Source organism: Helicobacter apodemus, assembly GCF_000765745.2.
GTDB classification, from domain to species: domain Bacteria; phylum Campylobacterota; class Campylobacteria; order Campylobacterales; family Helicobacteraceae; genus Helicobacter_D; species Helicobacter_D apodemus.
In genome coordinates, this window is record NZ_JRPC02000009.1 from 67,605 (window position 1) to 83,450 (window position 15,846).

At 34.5% G+C, this 15,846-nt stretch carries 19 protein-coding genes and 2 pseudogenes; 13 read left to right on the forward strand and 8 right to left on the reverse strand.

Annotated features, from left to right (window positions below):
• Positions 1–155: 155 nt before the first annotated feature.
• Both LS72_RS04505 and LS72_RS04510 read right to left on the reverse strand, forming a co-directional pair.
• Positions 156–470 carry a DMT family transporter gene (locus LS72_RS04505; RefSeq protein ID WP_034554728.1) on the reverse strand — a complete coding sequence of 105 codons (315 nt, stop codon included), beginning with the start codon at positions 468–470 and terminating at the stop codon, positions 156–158.
• On the reverse strand, positions 467–889 hold the full coding sequence (locus tag LS72_RS04510; RefSeq protein WP_034554729.1) for a DMT family transporter: 423 nt from the start codon (positions 887–889) through the stop codon (positions 467–469). The genes LS72_RS04505 and LS72_RS04510 overlap by 4 nt, the downstream gene beginning before the upstream one ends.
• A gap of 299 nt (positions 890–1,188) precedes the next feature.
• On the opposite strand from LS72_RS04510, the gene LS72_RS04515 reads away from it, so the two are divergent.
• The 6 genes from LS72_RS04515 to LS72_RS04525 all read left to right on the forward strand — a co-directional run bounded on the left by LS72_RS04515 (position 1,189) and on the right by LS72_RS04525 (position 3,773).
• Positions 1,189–1,560: a DNA adenine methylase gene (locus LS72_RS04515; RefSeq protein WP_084590190.1), complete on the forward strand. Its 372-nt coding sequence runs from the start codon at positions 1,189–1,191 to the stop codon at positions 1,558–1,560.
• Between the two features lie 98 nt (positions 1,561–1,658).
• Entirely contained in the window at positions 1,659–1,832 is a 174-nt protein-coding gene (locus LS72_RS10780) for a hypothetical protein (RefSeq protein WP_194145550.1), read from the forward strand.
• A 189-nt stretch (positions 1,833–2,021) separates the two neighbouring features.
• Positions 2,022–2,180: a hypothetical protein gene (locus LS72_RS10785; RefSeq protein WP_194145551.1), complete on the forward strand. Its 159-nt coding sequence runs from the start codon at positions 2,022–2,024 to the stop codon at positions 2,178–2,180.
• A 288-nt stretch (positions 2,181–2,468) separates the two neighbouring features.
• Complete coding sequence (locus tag LS72_RS10790) at positions 2,469–2,624, forward strand: hypothetical protein (protein WP_194145552.1); 156 nt, start codon at positions 2,469–2,471, stop codon at positions 2,622–2,624.
• Between the two features lie 20 nt (positions 2,625–2,644).
• On the forward strand, positions 2,645–2,962 hold the full coding sequence (locus LS72_RS04520; RefSeq protein WP_194145553.1) for a hypothetical protein: 318 nt from the start codon (positions 2,645–2,647) through the stop codon (positions 2,960–2,962).
• A 295-nt stretch (positions 2,963–3,257) separates the two neighbouring features.
• Positions 3,258–3,773 carry a cupin domain-containing protein gene (locus LS72_RS04525; RefSeq protein WP_084590191.1) on the forward strand — a complete coding sequence of 172 codons (516 nt, stop codon included), beginning with the start codon at positions 3,258–3,260 and terminating at the stop codon, positions 3,771–3,773.
• A 69-nt stretch (positions 3,774–3,842) separates the two neighbouring features.
• Here the strand turns inward: LS72_RS04525 and LS72_RS04530 are convergent.
• The 6 genes and pseudogenes from LS72_RS04530 to LS72_RS10800 form a co-directional block, all read right to left on the reverse strand.
• Positions 3,843–4,070: pseudogene (locus LS72_RS04530) on the reverse strand (hypothetical protein); the annotation flags it as partial.
• Between the two features lie 21 nt (positions 4,071–4,091).
• A complete protein-coding gene (locus LS72_RS10795) occupies positions 4,092–4,262 on the reverse strand; it encodes a hypothetical protein (RefSeq protein ID WP_194145554.1) in 171 nt (56 codons plus the stop codon).
• Between the two features lie 176 nt (positions 4,263–4,438).
• Positions 4,439–4,990: an RICIN domain-containing protein gene (locus LS72_RS04535; RefSeq protein ID WP_034554733.1), complete on the reverse strand. Its 552-nt coding sequence runs from the start codon at positions 4,988–4,990 to the stop codon at positions 4,439–4,441.
• Positions 4,991–4,999: 9 nt separating this feature from the next.
• Positions 5,000–5,821: a cytolethal distending toxin subunit B family protein gene (locus LS72_RS04540; protein WP_034554734.1), complete on the reverse strand. Its 822-nt coding sequence runs from the start codon at positions 5,819–5,821 to the stop codon at positions 5,000–5,002.
• A gap of 19 nt (positions 5,822–5,840) precedes the next feature.
• Complete coding sequence (locus tag LS72_RS04545) at positions 5,841–6,548, reverse strand: cytolethal distending toxin subunit A/C (protein WP_138155100.1); 708 nt, start codon at positions 6,546–6,548, stop codon at positions 5,841–5,843.
• A gap of 175 nt (positions 6,549–6,723) precedes the next feature.
• A complete protein-coding gene (locus LS72_RS10800) occupies positions 6,724–6,915 on the reverse strand; it encodes a hypothetical protein (RefSeq protein ID WP_194145555.1) in 192 nt (63 codons plus the stop codon).
• 1,115 nt (positions 6,916–8,030) lie between these two features.
• On the opposite strand from LS72_RS10800, the pseudogene LS72_RS04555 reads away from it, so the two are divergent.
• From LS72_RS04555 to LS72_RS04585, 7 genes and pseudogenes are all read left to right on the forward strand, one after another.
• Positions 8,031–8,686: pseudogene (locus tag LS72_RS04555) on the forward strand (5-methylcytosine restriction system specificity protein McrC).
• 38 nt (positions 8,687–8,724) lie between these two features.
• Complete coding sequence (locus tag LS72_RS04560; protein ID WP_034554715.1) at positions 8,725–11,259, forward strand: AAA domain-containing protein; 2,535 nt, start codon at positions 8,725–8,727, stop codon at positions 11,257–11,259.
• A gap of 45 nt (positions 11,260–11,304) precedes the next feature.
• Positions 11,305–13,650, forward strand: coding sequence for an EcoAI/FtnUII family type I restriction enzme subunit R (hsdR, locus tag LS72_RS04565; RefSeq protein WP_194145556.1), 2,346 nt, complete (start codon positions 11,305–11,307; stop codon positions 13,648–13,650).
• Entirely contained in the window at positions 13,650–15,140 is a 1,491-nt protein-coding gene (locus tag LS72_RS04570; protein ID WP_034555279.1) for a class I SAM-dependent DNA methyltransferase, read from the forward strand. The genes hsdR and LS72_RS04570 overlap by 1 nt, the downstream gene beginning before the upstream one ends.
• Before the next feature lie 9 nt (positions 15,141–15,149).
• Positions 15,150–15,371, forward strand: coding sequence for a hypothetical protein (locus LS72_RS04575; protein ID WP_034555280.1), 222 nt, complete (start codon positions 15,150–15,152; stop codon positions 15,369–15,371).
• Positions 15,358–15,636 (forward strand): type II toxin-antitoxin system YafQ family toxin, encoded by a 279-nt coding sequence (locus LS72_RS04580; protein WP_034555281.1) that lies wholly within the window; start codon positions 15,358–15,360, stop codon positions 15,634–15,636. Before LS72_RS04575 ends, LS72_RS04580 begins: the two co-directional genes overlap by 14 nt.
• The coding region (locus LS72_RS04585) for a hypothetical protein (protein WP_138155103.1) at positions 15,636–15,846 on the forward strand (211 nt) is incomplete at its 3' end. The genes LS72_RS04580 and LS72_RS04585, both read left to right, overlap by 1 nt.

Here is a 15,846-nt window from a genome sequence, read left to right on the forward strand (position 1 = left end):
TAGCATAACTCCACTTTCATAACCAATTAAATTTAAAGGGGCTATTCTAACAAAGCAATGCTTTAACCTTGACTATCAAGAATTACTCTAAGGCGAACAATACAGGATTGCAGTCTAGAATCTTAAAGGGCTTAAGATTCTAGACTGCTTAAAGTTTAGCCTATCGCCTTAAGCCCAATGACTGAAGCGATTATGAGTGTGATGAAAAGTAGTTTTTTAAGATTCTTGCTTTCTTTAAAAAATAAGATTCCAATTAGCACACCACCCCCCGCACCTATGCCTGTCCATATCGCATAGGCTGTCGCCATAGTAATCTCTTGCATTGCTAGAGAGAGAAGCGAGAAACTTAGCATAAACTGCACCAAGATTCCAAGCAAAAAGATATTGCGCCCACTTAATGAGTATTTTTTCAGCGCAATCACACCGACAATCTCCATACACCCCGCAAGAAGTAAATACACCCAACTCATTTTTGCTCCTCCTTAAGTATTGTATCAAGTCCCAAATCATGTGAGAAGTTTGAGACAAGCTTTTCCTCTTGCACCTCTTCTTTCTCGCTGCTAGAGAGCTTTAAGCCAATCACGCCAATGAGTAAAGTAGCGATAAAGAGAATCTTAAGTGGTGAGAAGGGCTCATTAAAAATAAGAATCTCTGCGAGTGTAACCCCCGCTGTACCAATGCCTACAAATACGCTATATGCAATTCCAATCTCTAGCACCTTAACTGCTAGAATCATAGAGATAAAGGAGATAAAAATCCCAATGCCTGTGAGGGTAAAAGCAAACAAATTATCGCTATACTTTAGCCCACTTGCCCAAAAGCACTCTACAATGCCACCAAAAATCACCAATCCCCACGCCAAATTTGGGGTAAGCTTTATGTTTTTCATTGGATTTCCTTACTATGAATGTGTATTTTACGGGCTTAGATTCTACTCTAAACCAAAAAGTGAGAATGCGTTGAAAATCTACGCGATAAATGCACCAAATGAAAACTAAAGCGAGGTTTTAGAGAAGAAGCACACTAAAATTGACCAAGAAAAGAAGCCAAAGCCACTATCCCACATCATTTTGCCTTTCTCCTTATGTTTAAAATTGTGCGGGATTATAGCATAAAAGTGTTTATGGGTGAAATTTAGCGGGTAAGTGTTGTATAATCCACTTTTAAATTTTACAAGAAAGGTGTCCTTTGTTCTCTATCCCAAACCGCCGCTATACAGGAGCAAAAACAAAGCTTTTAGATTCTATTGATACAAGTATTTTAAAGGCTTTTGATTATAGGGATAAGCACAATCTTAGCTTTTTTGATGTGTTTAGTGGCACAGGCGTGGTGAGTGAATATTTTGTTAAAAACCGCTGTGTAATCAATGACTTTTTGCATTCTAATTATGTGATTTATCAGGGATTTTTCGCACAAGAAAAATATGATAAGAAAAAGCTAAAATCTTTAAGCCAAGAGTTTCAGGGCATAGATTCTAAAAGCTTAAAAGAAAATTATTACTCTAAATACTTTGGGATAAATTCTTTAGCAAAAAACGATAGCAAGATGATAGGCTGTTAAAGCCAGAGCCTGAAAATTTAAGCAAATATTGCAAAGTAGAGGCAAAAGAAGCCTTTAAAGACTTAATAGAATCTCTAGTAAAGACAGCTAAAATACTTGTGGTTACTTATAATAATACTTACACTTCTAAGTCAAGTTCAAGTAGGAATAAGATTAGGATAGCGACAATTATAGGCTTTGAAATAATACAGGGCGGCAATGACTTACAAAGAAGTGTTAAAGCTTGTTATTGGGCAAAATGGTGGTTTTGCACCACTCAATCTTATTTATAAAAATATCTAGAATCATAAAGATAAAAACACAATTCAAGGCAAAACACCAAACGCAACCATAAGGGAGACTTTGCAAAGAAATGAAGATTTTTTCCCTTAGGGATAGGTGTTTGGGGATTAAGTAAATATAAACACATTCTTATAGCAAAAGAATCTACGCCCAAAAACAAAATAGAAAAACAAGAAAGAATGCACGTCAAAATTCAAGGAATGCTTTTAAAGCTAGGCAATCAAAGAGGGCTAGACACTTATACCAATGATAAATCTTGGACATTTAATAATAAAAAATTAGGTTCATTGTATAGTTTGCAAGAAATTCCGCCATTTACATATACAGAGATTATTTAAAGAAGTGTAAATTATGTAGATGTTGCTTGGTTTAATACTGAAAATACCCTTTCCTGTGCGTATTTGAGAGGTAGAAGATAGCACTGATTTTAGGGCTGTGCTTACAAAATTTAAAGAATTAGAATTTTTTAATATAGAGTTTTATTGTATTTCAGATGCTAAAAGAAAAACTAAGTTTGATACAGAAATCAATAAAAGCTTTTGAAAACTTAGTTAAGCGGGTTGAATTTGTGAGTTATGAGCAAATTATTGCAACCTATGAACACGAATGAAAAAGATTGAATTTTAATGAATATAGCGACATATTTGGAATTTTTGTATTTAAATCATTCTAAAATTATTACCTACATTGAAGAGTTGGATACCAAAGGGGAAGATTGCTTATATTATGTAGAAGAAGCAATGCAAGATTCGCAAGTTCCTTTTGAAATAAGATACAGATGAAGCTAAAAGATAAAAGTTTTATGAAATTTGAATCTGTGGTGTTGGTAGTTACAGCTTTTTGCGTGGGTTTTTTGTGGTTTCATTTTATAACAGAATTTATGCTACTTATGGCTTTTGTGTGCCTGGTTTTTGTTAGCTCTGTTGTCTCGTGGAGACTATACAAGAACAATCAATGGTATAAATTAGTAGAGATTATGTTTGTTGTAGGGACATTTTTGCTCCTCATCTTGCTTTTTGGGTTTGTTTGGGACTATGATAAAGGAACAATGCCTCCAGCAGACATTTTGCCTGATGAGCCAAAGTGGCTGACCAATCCGAATTTATCTTGCTTTTGTTGATTTTATGGCTTATTGTTGTGCCTATTCCTTTTTGCATTATTGCTTTGATTATCAAATGGATGGTGAGATAGAATCTTGGCGGACAAAATGTAGAAGCAAAAAATTTGCTATCTTAGATTCCTTACTTATCCCCTTGCAAATTGTTTTTATATAGAATCTCAATTGAGAAAGATAAAAAAATGCTTCTCAAACTCCTAAATATTTTTGCCACTATCTGCCATTTTTCCCTTGACAAATACTAGGGTATCAGGTTTTATAATTACAAATGTATTTTTATATTACAAAAGGAGAATAAATGAAAAAATTACTTGCTATTGCTTCGGTTGTGGCTTTAGGTTGCACAAATATCGCCTATGCACAGGAGGTAAAAATGCAAAAAACACAAGAAATAGTTAAGGCGGGAAGTCTTGGTGGATTTAAAGGAGATTCTAAAATCTTTAGCGGTGAAGTGAATGTAAAAATGCTTTTTAAAAGCGGAGATTATCGTAATTTTAGTGGTGCAGAAGTTACTTTTAGCCCAAAGGCTAGGACAGCTTGGCATACGCACCCCGCAGGGCAAACGTTGATTGTTACACAAGGCACGATTTATACAGGCACAAAGCAGGGGATTACTCAAATTGCAAAGGTTGGCGATGTGGTGCTTTGCCCATCTGATATAGAGCATTGGCACGGAGCAGGTTTGAAAGAAAAGGGTGTGCATATCGCTCTTACACACGAGAAAGATGGCAAGAATGTTACTTGGTTAGAGCTTTTAAGCGATACAGAATATGAGGGCTATATCAAGGAAGCAGAAAGTAAGGCGAAGAAGTAGATAAGTCTTATTCTTACAAGAAATTCTGCATTAAGCGATAGGATAAGATTCTAAAATAAGCTTAAATTGTTAGCTTTGTAGATATTCTTGTAGGGCATGGGCTTCATTCATATTGCTATTTTGTATTTTTTTAATTGCTTCAATCGCTACACGTGCGGCAGAGAGTGTTGTAAAATATGGAATTGAGTTTTTAATAATTTGTGTGCAAATAAGATGTGTATCGCCTTTGTTTGAGCGATGATCGCTTGTATTAATAGCAAGGGAGATTTGATTATGTGCCATCTTATTAGTGATATTTAGGCGTTCCTCACTTAATTTTTAGAATCTGTGAGGATTCTTTGCTCTGTCCTTGTCGCTGATGTTTGGAGAAAGCAAAAAATACGCACCCACCGCTATCATCACAAAGGGCAAGAGTTTGGAAAGCAAGGCAATCTCTATAAGCTGCACCAAAATCGTGCCCACTGCCTCAAAGAATGTAGCAATAAGCATTAATTGCGACTTTCTCTCATATCCACCAAGCCTTGATGATAATAATGCGCCGCACTGACAAACGAACCGACACAGGCTTGAAGCTTGTTTGTAGCTAGGGCTTGGAGAGGATTTATACCGCTTACTTATAAAGGGAACACACTTTCTAGGTAAAAATTTATCTATCCCTCAAGGGTTTAAGGATTAATCGTTTTTGCTTCTACCAAAGGGGGTAAGATAAGCATAAGTTTACGCATATCTATACTAAATATTTTATCTACACTACAAGGAGTAATGCCAATGCCTCTTCCTGAAGGTAATCGCGGGTTAAAAAACACCGAAATACACTCTGTTTTGTCCAAAACAAAAGAGCGAATTTGCACGGCAGCAGTCGTTGTAGGGATAATTGTAAATACGGTTTCAAGCTTTTTGCTTTTTAAATCCTCCTCACAATCTTTCAGTGCAAAAAATCCGCTTTCATCAATACCTAAACATAATTTTGAATCCTCTGTATTGACAAATTGCATAGCTCCTAAATTAAAGCTATCAAAAGGGTCGCTTTTGCGAGTTTGATCATCAAGAATAACTTGTTTGAGATTCCAATTTGGTTTTCTATAATCTGGAGCGAGTAAATCTCCTGTTAAAAGACTTCTTAGAGAAAATGGAGCGGTAAAATCTGGTAAATCCTCTGGCTCTACCCCATAAACAAAGCTTGAAATTAAAATCAATAATAAAGCAATTCTTTTCATTTTTGCCTCCTAAAAGCGTCCAAAATGCACAGGTGAATGGTCAGATGAGAGGTGTGCGCGTATATTTGCTGCTATAAGCAGTGCTGTAATTTGTGGCAAAGATATAGCAGAACGAGAGGAGCTTGACCTGCCAACTACTGCATAATCAAGTGTTCTGTTTGCACCTCTGGTGCTAAAATGTGTAGCAGAATTTGGTGCAGTAATACGAATATGGTTAGTAATCCTTGTATCAAGTCCAGATTGTAAGACTGCTGGGTCGCGATTAAAATCTCCTGCAATAAGCCAATTTATTTGTGGCGTATTGATAAAAGTATCATGCACTGCTGTAACTAAAGCGGGTGCATCACCGCCACCACTTGCTAAAGCGTGAATATTAAAGAACACATCATTGCCGATACGAATACCTATTGCTGGACGCGAAGAATCTGTTGCAACAGTATTTTGACGCACTACAATGACTTCATCAGCCCTTCTGTCAGAGACTATGGCAAGATTCACTCTTCTTGCTCCTGCATCAAGCGGAGCATAATAAATATAAACTGAATTTGGTCGAGAATAAGTCCCAAGCTCCCAAATAAACTCTTCCACAGGCGTGCCACCGGGCTGAACCATTCTGTCTGTCCTTCTTGCTGAAGCAGGAATGGCACCTGCTTCTTGCACCATAAGGATATTAGCGGGATTATCGCCTGTGATAAGCTGCCGGACGCTTACATTCCATTTGCTTTCAGTATTTGCCGAAGAGCCTTGTAAGTTCCAAGTGCTTACCCTATAATCCTCAAGATTAGCTAGAGCAAAGGTAAAGCTCATTAAAAAACATAATAATATTCTCATTTACTGCTCCTTAATTGATTTATTTAGTGAAAAAAATAGGATTTGATTCTTCTAGTACTGGGGTGATATACCATTGTTGGTCAAGGTTAGATTCATTGATTGCACACTTTGTTAAATAAATACTATAATATGTCGTTGTTCGTATAGTTGGCGTTTGCAAACAAGTTTTTGCACCTACATTTTGAATTTGGACTGCTTGGTTATTAAAAAAATTGATATTCCATAATTGTGTTTGCATTTGACTATCGCATAGCTCATGAACTACCCCATTTTTATAGGCTTGAAGACAAGTGTTTTTTGCTAGATTTTTAATCATTACCTGTCCATTTGGAAAACTAATAATACGCCAAAATGTTGCCTTACCAAATTCAAGACTATCAATAGGCGTATATCCCCATACCCAATTTCCGGGTTCTAGTGCCCAAAGCGTTAGGAGTCCTCCCGATGAAGACATAATTGATATACGATTAGAAACATTTCTGTCTATGGCTAATGCACTATTGACATCATTGTTAGAGCCTATTATGGGGATTTTTGTTGTTTCCATACTCATTAGCAGTTTTCTTGATTCTTCATTTGGTATGGGTTCATTAAGCGGAGGTGTGGGCGTTGAGCCTATACCTAAATCTTCTCCATTCATAGGTAAATACCTTAGTGTATTAGTCTTTGGGGTTGAAGAACACGCTATGAATAAAAAAATTGCAAAAAGAAAAAATATATACCGCATAAATACCCTTTTTAATGAATTTTTAATAACTATTGTTGAAATTATATCTTAATAGTTAAGATAAAATTATAAAATGCATAAGCATTTATCTATAAGGTTATTACTCTCCTTGTATCTTTTTATTCATTAATTTGACTTTATATTGTTTTATTTATAATAGTTGTTTTAAAATCATTTAAAGATCTCGTCTATGCTGTGTGATTAATATCCTTAGAATACTTAGCCTTAAAATCACTAACATTTTCTTATATTTTTTAAAAAGCTCACACTGAATAAGATTTTGTAAATTGAATTCCTCTATCCAATCTTGATTAATCTTAATCACTTCTTTGCTCTCATTAATACCTATAAAATTGCACCTAAGCAAATAGGAATTTTTGAATCCAAACTTGCACTTATCATAAGCCTCAAGATACTATTTGCAACAAAATGAAAATCAATACAAAGTTAAATCAATCCTACCTTTAGGTTTTTAGCTTGGTTGTGTAAGAGATTCTAGATAGTATTAAGTTTATCATCAAAAATCTCATTTTGACCCCTGTAATTCTCTACTAAGTGGGGAGTTTAGAAAATCTTGCAGGGATTGACAAGATTTAAAAAGATTAAATTGCTATGCTTAAATAAAGAAAATTTCTTAAAAAGAATGGGGATACAATATTAAGATTTTGATAACTTTTTATGAATATTTCAAGCATTTTATTTCTATTCTTAATATACCCCATATAAAATTCCTACTTTATGTAATATTTAGAGTTAAAGAGGTATTAAGTAAATTTATTACATCTTCAAGTTTAAGCATTTTAATATCCTTTAAAATCATTTAAAAACTTTGTTTCACCTATGGTGGTTTTTTATTGCATCTTGCAATAAAATCTAAGCCTTTTAAGCAAACATAACCTAAATATTCCCTTGTTTTACATAGCTTCTAAAGCATTAAATAGCATTGCCCTTAGAGTTTGTAAATCCCTTTAAATGAGCTTATCTCTAAAATCCACTATTTAGAGCTTAAATATAATCACTCAATCATATCACTGAAATATTAAAAATAATGGCTTTTATTTTGAAATTTCTGCGATTTTATTAGTCATTAAAATCAATATCCAAATAAAAAATAACTATATTATGCTTTGATAATTCAAGCATAGGATCATCAACACTTTTTAGATTCTCTACATTTCATAAGTTAAGCTTAGGTATATCTATATTTTTTAAAATACATTATAAAATTCTTGCTAAATAATTTTGTTATTATAAATGGCAATAACATTCTTTCTAATTATATTTATTACCTTTATTGTTTGGTACTAGCCATCGCATTTATGCTTTGGATTGTAGCTATTCGTATTGCATTTTACCTTCTTAACAAAATGAAAAATAAATATATAAAGCAATACACAAGTTTATATGCTTAAATATTTTTAAATAACAATATATTTAATTAAAGCCACTCTAATAAACGCAGTTCAAATCCATCGCAAAAGGATTAATCCTAGCCAACATCTCGCAAAAGACTTTAATCAATGCCGCAACTCAAGGCATTTAAAAGTGTATTATCCTCTACTACAATGGTGTGAAATATTTCTAAAGCATAAGGTTTTACACCTTATCAAGGCAATTCTAAAGCCTTTGCCTTACTCTTTGATATGAATAAACTTTTTGAATCTTTTGTCGCAAGTGAGATGAAAAAATGGCTATATGGTAATAAAATAAGTAATGAAAGCAATGAGGTGTTTATGGAGCAAATTTGTGGCAACAATATAGAATTAGGGCGAAATTTTGATATTAAAACCCAAGAAAAAAGTAAGTATCTAGTTACAAATGAGGACAATAAAAATAGATTCCAACTCAACCCCGATATTGTCGGCTACAAAAAACAAACAAAGCAAACCCTTTTTATCGCCGATACCAAATGGAAAATTCTAAATGAGGAGCAGCAAAATTATGGTATTTCTCAAAGTGATATGTATCAAATCTTTGCGTATTTAACCAAATACCAATGCAAGAGAGGCTTTTTGATTTACCCAAAGGTAAAGGATACATTAAAAAATTTAGAGCTAATTTTCAAGCCAGAAATTCTTAACAAAGACAACAAAGAAGCCAATAAAGCTACACTCACACTCTGCTTTTTTAATGTGTAGTTTGTTATAATCAACCCTTATCCATTTAAGAGGTAGTTATGACGCAAAAATATTTTATTCTCCTCAAAGGAAAAGATAAAACCAAAGAGATCAAATCCTGCTCTTTTGAAAATGAAAATCTTAAGGTGGTATTTAAAAATAATCCACAAATTTATATTTACAAAAGGGGAAATTTCACGCTTATCAGAAAGGCTACAAGCTATAACCTTTTTAATTACCTCAAAGAGCTTTGTATTTTAGCAAATATAGAGACACCAGAGGGCAATTTGAATATGCTTTTAAAAGAATATGAAAAAATGCAAAGAATCCCAAAGGAATCTGCCTTATCTATTTATCTTAATCCTTCCTCTTTTGTGCAAGATTCTAAAGATAAACCCTTGCTTATTTTTCCTTTTGGCTCTAATGCTTCCCAATATCAAGCGGTGCAAAATGCAATGTGCCATCAAATAAGCATTATTGAAGGACCTCCGGGCACAGGCAAAACGCAGACTATTTTAAACATTATCGCTAATCTTATCTGTCAAAACAAAAGTATCGCGATGCTTTCTAACAACAACTCCGCTACACAAAATATATTTGAAAAGCTTTCAAGCAGTGGATTTGGATTTTTTTGTGCCACTTTGGGCAATAAAGAAAACAAAGAAAATTTTATTACCAATCAAAGTGGTATTTATCCCTCTTTTGATACACCAACGATAAATACGCAAAAACTAAAACAAAACATTAATACACTCAACCAAAAAGTGCTAGAAAATTTTAGGCTTATCAATGATATTGCTAAAAATGAAGCATTTTTAAATGCGTTGAGATTAGAATATAAGTATTTTAAAGCACAAGAAAACAATTTGCCTTTAGAAATAAAGAATCTTAATTCTTTAAATGTTGATAAAGTTTTAAGGGCAAAAGTGCAAATACAGCAAGAACAAAAACTCTCTTTTTGGCTGAAATTAAAATTGATTTTCTTAAGCAAAATTGGTAATTTTGAGTTTTATAAATCCCCAAAAGAGCAGATTCTATATACTTTAGATGAGACTTATTATGTCCTTAAAGATTTAGAAATTTCAAAAAAGATTGAAACATCTAAAGTTACTCTTAAAGCTTTAGAGCAAACAAATCCTTTGCAAAACCTTATAGATAAATCCTCGCTCTTACTTAAATCTTATCTTAAAACAAGATACAAAAACCAGCGACAAAGAGTGCGATTTGAGTTATCGGATTTAAATCAAAATGCGGCTGCTTTTTTGCAAGAATATCCTGTGATTTTAAGCACGACACATTCTATTAAATCCTCACTCAACCTTAAAAAAGAATTGTTTGATTATGTAATCATTGATGAGGCTTCGCAAGTGGATTTGATTACAGGTTTTTTAGCATTAAGCAGTGCGAAAAATGTCGTAATTGTGGGGGATACAAAGCAGCTCTCCAATGTAATTGATCAAAGCAAATATCCTTTGATTCAAGAACTCACACAAAAATACCATATTCCTTTGCATTATGATTTTCTAAAACAAAGTTTATTAAGTTCTTGTCTAGTAACTTTGCCAAATGTGCCAAAAGTAATGCTAAAAGAACATTATCGCTGCCACCCTAAAATCATTGAATTTTGCAATCAAAAATTCTATAACAATGAACTTATTATCTTAAGCAAGGATAAGGGAGAAAAAGATGTAATACAAGTATTTGTTACACAAGAGGGCAATCACGCAAGGGGACACTATAACCAAAGGCAAATTGATGTAATCATAAAAGAAATTTTGCCGACCTTACAAGCAAATCTCACAAAGGAACAAATAGGCATTCTCTCTCCCTATAAAAAACAAAAAAAGCATTTACAAGAGAGTATAGGTGTATTGCAAATAGATACAATTCATAAATACCAAGGTAGAGAAAAAGAGGCGATTATTTTAAGCACGGTAGATAATGAAATCAATAATTTTATTAATGATAAAAACTTGCTTAATGTGGCTGTAAGTCGTGCTAAACGATATTTAAGGGTAGTTGTCTCTGCTCAAATTTGCCAGTGTGATAATCATTTAAAGGATTTAATTAAATATATACATTATCATAATTTTGAAGTTACTCAAAGCAAAGTAAAATCTATTTTTGATTTGCTTTATAAAGCAAACGCGAAAGCAAGATTAGAATATTTAAAAGGCAAAAAGAGAATTTCTTTATATGATTCAGAAAATCTTGCTTATCATAGCTTAAAAGATGGTATTAGCCATTATGGGAATTTAGATATTATCACACATATACCGCTACATAGAATCATAAATATTGAAAACCTTAATGAAACAGAACAAGAGTTTGTGCAATCCTCAAGCCATATTGATTTGCTCATTTTTAACACGATGGATAGACTTCCTATCCTTGCCATAGAAATAGATGGATTTGCCTATCACAAGGAGGACTCTAAACAAGCTAAAAGAGATGTGTTGAAAAATACGATTTTACAAAAATGTGGCATTCCTTTGCTTAGGCTTAGCACAATCCAAAGTGATGAAATTTCTCGTGTAAGGGAGTGTTTAGATAAAAGAGTGTTGAATCATCATTTTAAATCATTACTTTCTTAGAATAGTTTGCTATAATGGAAAAATTTTTATTTTTAAGGGATAGATTTGAGCGAAGAAAATGTCAAAACACGCTTTATTACACCAAGTTTGCAAAAGTCTGGATGGGCTTTAGAGCAGCTTAGTATGGAATATGCTATAAAAGACTATGTCTTTAGCGATGGCAAAATGGACAGCAAAACTCGCAAAAGGGGAAATCCAAAAAAGGCTGATTATGCTTTATTTTATAAAGGTTTGTGTCTAGCTGTGATAGAGGCTAAAGATGATATTTATGAGGATAGCGAGGGGTTAGAGCAGGCAAAAGGCTATGCAATAATGCTTAAAGCACCTTTTGCATATTCTAGCAGCGGCAAGAGTTTCAAAGAGTGTGAGTTTAATAGCGATTTTACAGGTTGCAGCTTGCAAACGCTAAAGCTGGATTCTTTTCCAAGCCCACAAAACCTTTATGAGAGATTTAAAAAATGGCAAAATCTCAAAAATGATAGCCTTTTTATTAATACACACTATGATTTAAGCAATATCACTTTGCGTTATTATCAACGCAATGCTATTCAAGAAACCCTGCTTGCTGCCCAAAAAGGAAAAAATAGAATCTTGCTAGTGCTTGCTACAGGAACGGGTAAAACCCAAGTTGCTTATCAAATTGCTCACCGCCTTTTTAACCAAACGCTTCCAAATGGCAGAAAAATCCAAAAGATTCTCTATCTCGCAGATAGAAAAGAGCTTATCAACACCGATACACAGCGAACCTTTAAAAGCTTTGAGAAAGGTTTGCATACGATAAAAGACAGAGATTTTTCAAAAACAAGTGCGAGTTTGTATTTTGGTATTTACCACCAGTTTATAAGTGGGAGCGAAGAAAATAATGACAAAAAAGAGCATTATAAAGAAGTAAGCAAGGATTTTTTTGACCTCATTTTTATTGATGAGTGCCACAGAGGCAGTGCAAGAGAAGATTCTACTTGGAGGGAGATTTTAGAGTATTTTCGCCCTGCTTTGCAGATAGGAATGACCGCCACGCCAAAGCAGAGTGAGGAAGGGCAAGATAATCTTGATTACTTCGGAGAACCTGTGTATCAATACAGCCTCAAGCAAGGCATAGACGATGGCTTTCTAGCACCCTTTGAAGTGCTTAGTATCTCTTCTAATCTTGACCTAAGTGGCTACACACCAGAATCAGGCAAGACAGACCTAGAGGGTAAGAAGATTCCAGATGATACATTCTATGCCCCCGATTTTAACCGCAAAATCTACATTTTACCCCAACACCGATTTGTAGCGCAAGAAGTAAGTGATTTTCTCCACAAAACTTTGCAAAAACCTTTTGCCAAAACGATTATTTTCTGCGAAGACCAAAGACACGCCACTTTAATAAAAGATGCTCTAAGCGAATGTGGGGATATTCAAAGGCAGTTAGAACAAAACCACAATTACCTTGCACGCATTACAAGCGATGATGAAGAGGGCAAAGCCTTGCTTGATGATTTTAAAAGCATTCTAAAGCCTTATCCTGTGATTGTTACGACTTCCCAGCTTTTAAGCACAGGCGTGGATACTCAAATGGTAGAAGTGATTGTCATTGATAAAATTATCCGCGATAAAAGCCTTTTTAAGCAAATCATAGGCAGAGGCACAAGGTTGAATGAAAAAGTAGAATCTCAAGGCAAAACACACTTTTATGTCCTAGACTTTAAGGGCATAGCACGAGAATTTCTAAACGACCCAGACTTTATGGGAGAGATTAGCTATATTCAAAAAACAGATGTGCAGCCTATTCCTCCTAGAGATTCACACAAACAAAGGAGCAATGAACCAAAACAAACCTATATCATTGATGGTGAGGAAATAGAAGTCTTATTAAAAGATAAGAGTGTAAGTTATTGGCGTGAGGTTGAGGGCGAACTCCAGCTTATCACGCAGAATCTAGACGCCTTTAGCGGCGAAAAATTAAAAAATTCTAAGAATCTCAAATCCTATCTCAAAGTCTTAAGGGAAAACAACAATCAAGAGCGCGAAGAGTTTTTAGCAGAGCTAGAATCTAAAGGCATTTTTATCAATGAGCTTAAAACAATGGAATGTTTTAAGCATTGCGATGAGTTTGATATACTCCTCTCTCTTGCTACAGGTCAAAAGGCTCTTACACGCAAAGAAAGGGCAAAAAAGGCAAACAAATTCCTAGAATCCCTGCAGCCTCAAGCGCGAGAGTTAATAACGCTTTTGCTTGATAAATACACTCAAAATGGCTTTAGTGAGCTAAATATTAGCATTTTTCAAAATGAGCCTTTTGCCTCAAACTATAATCGCAGTTTCATTGCTAAAATTCTCCAAGAAAATGGCGGCTTTGAAAATCTAATCCAAAATCTCAAAAATGCACTCTATGAGGAGGTTAGCTAATGCTAAATATCAAAAAGATTCAAGATACTATGCGCAATGACGCAGGGGTAAATGGCGATGCGCAAACAATGGAGCAAATCGCGTGGATTTTGTTTCTAAAACTTTATGATTATTATGAGAGTGAATGGTGTGCGGATAAAGAAATGCAAGGAGAAAGCTACACTTCTATTATTCCGCAAGAATTGCGATGGGGGGCTTGGGCAGGTGGCAGCAAAGAGAAGCGAGAAAAAGCCCCAAGTGGCGAGATACTTTTAGGGTTTGTCAATAATCAACTTTTTCCTACATTAAAAAATCTCAATATTACAGAATCCACCCCGCTTAATCAAGCCATTGTGCGAAAGGTTTTCTCTGATTTGAATAACTATATGAAAGATGGCTATCTGTTGCGCGATGTGATTAATGAGATTGATACAAGCATTATAATTCATAACAAAAAGGATTTTAAAGAACTTTGCAAAATCTATGAAGGCTTTTTAAAAACCTTGCAAAGTGCGGGAAATGCGGGGGAGTTTTACACACCGCGCGCAGTTACAGACTTCATCATAAAGCTTCTAAACCCAAGCATTGGCGATAAAGTCGCAGACCTAGCCTGTGGGACAGGGGGATTCTTGATTAGTGCGTATCATCATTTAGACTCACAATGCGACAATGTAGAGAAAAGAAAGATTTTAGAATCTAGCTTTTATGGCATTGAGAAAAAATCCTTGCCCTATCTTTTATGTGCGACAAATTTTCTCATTAATGGCATAGAAAATCCAAATCTCACACACGGCAATGCTTTTGAATTTAGCAATTTTGAGGAACTTGCCTTTAAAGAAAAGTTTGATTGTATCGTGATGAATCCGCCCTATGGTGGCTCTGAAAAGACAAACGATATTAAAAATTTCCCCCAAGAATTTAAAAGTAGCGAGACAGCAGATTTATTTATGGCACTCATTATGCAGCGGCTATCAAACAAGGGCAAAGCCGCTGTAGTGCTTCCTGATGGCTTTTTGTTTGGAACAGATAATGCGAAAATAAATCTCAAAAAGCGACTTTTAGAGGAATTTAATCTCCACCTTATCGTGCGACTTCCAGCGAGTGTATTTGCGCCCTATACAGGCATTACAACAAATATTTTATTTTTTGATAAATCTCCGCAAGGCACGAAGCACACTTGGTTTTATCGTTTGGATATGCCAGAGGGCATTAAGAGTTTCGGTAAGACAAAGGCGATGAAGCTAGAGCATTTCGCACCCTTTGAGCAATGGGATAAAAATAAAATTGCCATAGAAGAAGCTCAAGGCAACTTCAAGGCACAAGTTTATAGCAAAAAAGAGCTTGAAGCAAGAAATTATAATTTTGACCTTTGTGGCTTTGTGAGTGAGGAGGAGGAGATTTTAGAACCTTTTGCACTCATAGAGCAAATCAAATCCGAACGAGAGAGGCTTAATACTACCCTAAATAGCCTTATGAGCCAAATTTCTGATATAATTAAAGAGAGTGAATAAGGAGCGAAAATGACTTTACAAGTAGAAATAAGCAATCAAAACAAAGAGCAAATCATCAATGCTATTAAATTGATAAAAGGTGTGAAACAAGTGCAAGAAATCCCAAATGCAGCAACGCTTAAAGCACTAAAAGAAAGTGATGCGATAGCAAGGCAAATCAAACTCCACCAAAAAAAGCCTTACGCTAATTGGGAAGAAGCAAAAAAGGCGATTTTAAATGTATCAAATTGATTTTACTTCTGCTTTTAAAAAAGAGTATAAAAAATTTGTAAAACTAGGCAAAGCTAAAGCCATAGATACTCTTATCCAATCCTTAGCTAATGGTGAAAATTTAGACCAAAAATACAAAGACCACGCACTAAAGGGCGAATATAAAGGCTTTAGGGAATGCCACATTGAGCCTGATTTGCTTTTAATTTACAAAAAATATGAGGATATTCTACTGCTTTCTTGTGTGCGTTTGGGTTCTCATACTCATCTTTTTAAGAAGCAATAATGAAAACAAGTATCTTGAAAAAATCTTTGCTAAATTATGCGATTAAAGGCAATCTTAGTAGCAGATTCCGCAAGAGTAATCCAAATCTCAACGCCTTTGATGAGATTAATGCCTACAACGCACAGATTCTAAAAGATAAGAAATCTAAGGAAAAAGAGCTAAAAGAGTTAGAATCAAAACTCAAAACACAAAAAGATAAAGAGTTAAAAC

Excerpts from the sequence above, each read along its gene's own strand:
- LS72_RS04505 (WP_034554728.1), bottom strand. The coding sequence starts at position 470 with ATGAGTTGGGTGTATTTACTTCTTGCGGGGTGTATGGAGATTGTCGGT.
- LS72_RS04510 (WP_034554729.1), bottom strand. The coding sequence starts at position 889 with ATGAAAAACATAAAGCTTACCCCAAATTTGGCGTGGGGATTGGTGATT.
- LS72_RS10785 (WP_194145551.1), top strand. The coding sequence starts at position 2,022 with ATGCACGTCAAAATTCAAGGAATGCTTTTAAAGCTAGGCAATCAAAGA.
- LS72_RS10790 (WP_194145552.1), top strand. The coding sequence starts at position 2,469 with ATGAATATAGCGACATATTTGGAATTTTTGTATTTAAATCATTCTAAA.
- LS72_RS04520 (WP_194145553.1), top strand. The coding sequence starts at position 2,645 with ATGAAATTTGAATCTGTGGTGTTGGTAGTTACAGCTTTTTGCGTGGGT.
- LS72_RS04525 (WP_084590191.1), top strand. The coding sequence starts at position 3,258 with ATGAAAAAATTACTTGCTATTGCTTCGGTTGTGGCTTTAGGTTGCACA.
- LS72_RS10795 (WP_194145554.1), bottom strand. The coding sequence starts at position 4,262 with ATGCTTATTGCTACATTCTTTGAGGCAGTGGGCACGATTTTGGTGCAG.
- LS72_RS04535 (WP_034554733.1), bottom strand. The coding sequence starts at position 4,990 with ATGAAAAGAATTGCTTTATTATTGATTTTAATTTCAAGCTTTGTTTAT.
- LS72_RS04540 (WP_034554734.1), bottom strand. The coding sequence starts at position 5,821 with ATGAGAATATTATTATGTTTTTTAATGAGCTTTACCTTTGCTCTAGCT.
- LS72_RS04545 (WP_138155100.1), bottom strand. The coding sequence starts at position 6,548 with ATGCGGTATATATTTTTTCTTTTTGCAATTTTTTTATTCATAGCGTGT.
- LS72_RS04560 (WP_034554715.1), top strand. The coding sequence starts at position 8,725 with ATGACGCAAAAATATTTTATTCTCCTCAAAGGAAAAGATAAAACCAAA.
- LS72_RS04570 (WP_034555279.1), top strand. The coding sequence starts at position 13,650 with ATGCTAAATATCAAAAAGATTCAAGATACTATGCGCAATGACGCAGGG.
- LS72_RS04575 (WP_034555280.1), top strand. The coding sequence starts at position 15,150 with ATGACTTTACAAGTAGAAATAAGCAATCAAAACAAAGAGCAAATCATC.
- LS72_RS04580 (WP_034555281.1), top strand. The coding sequence starts at position 15,358 with ATGTATCAAATTGATTTTACTTCTGCTTTTAAAAAAGAGTATAAAAAA.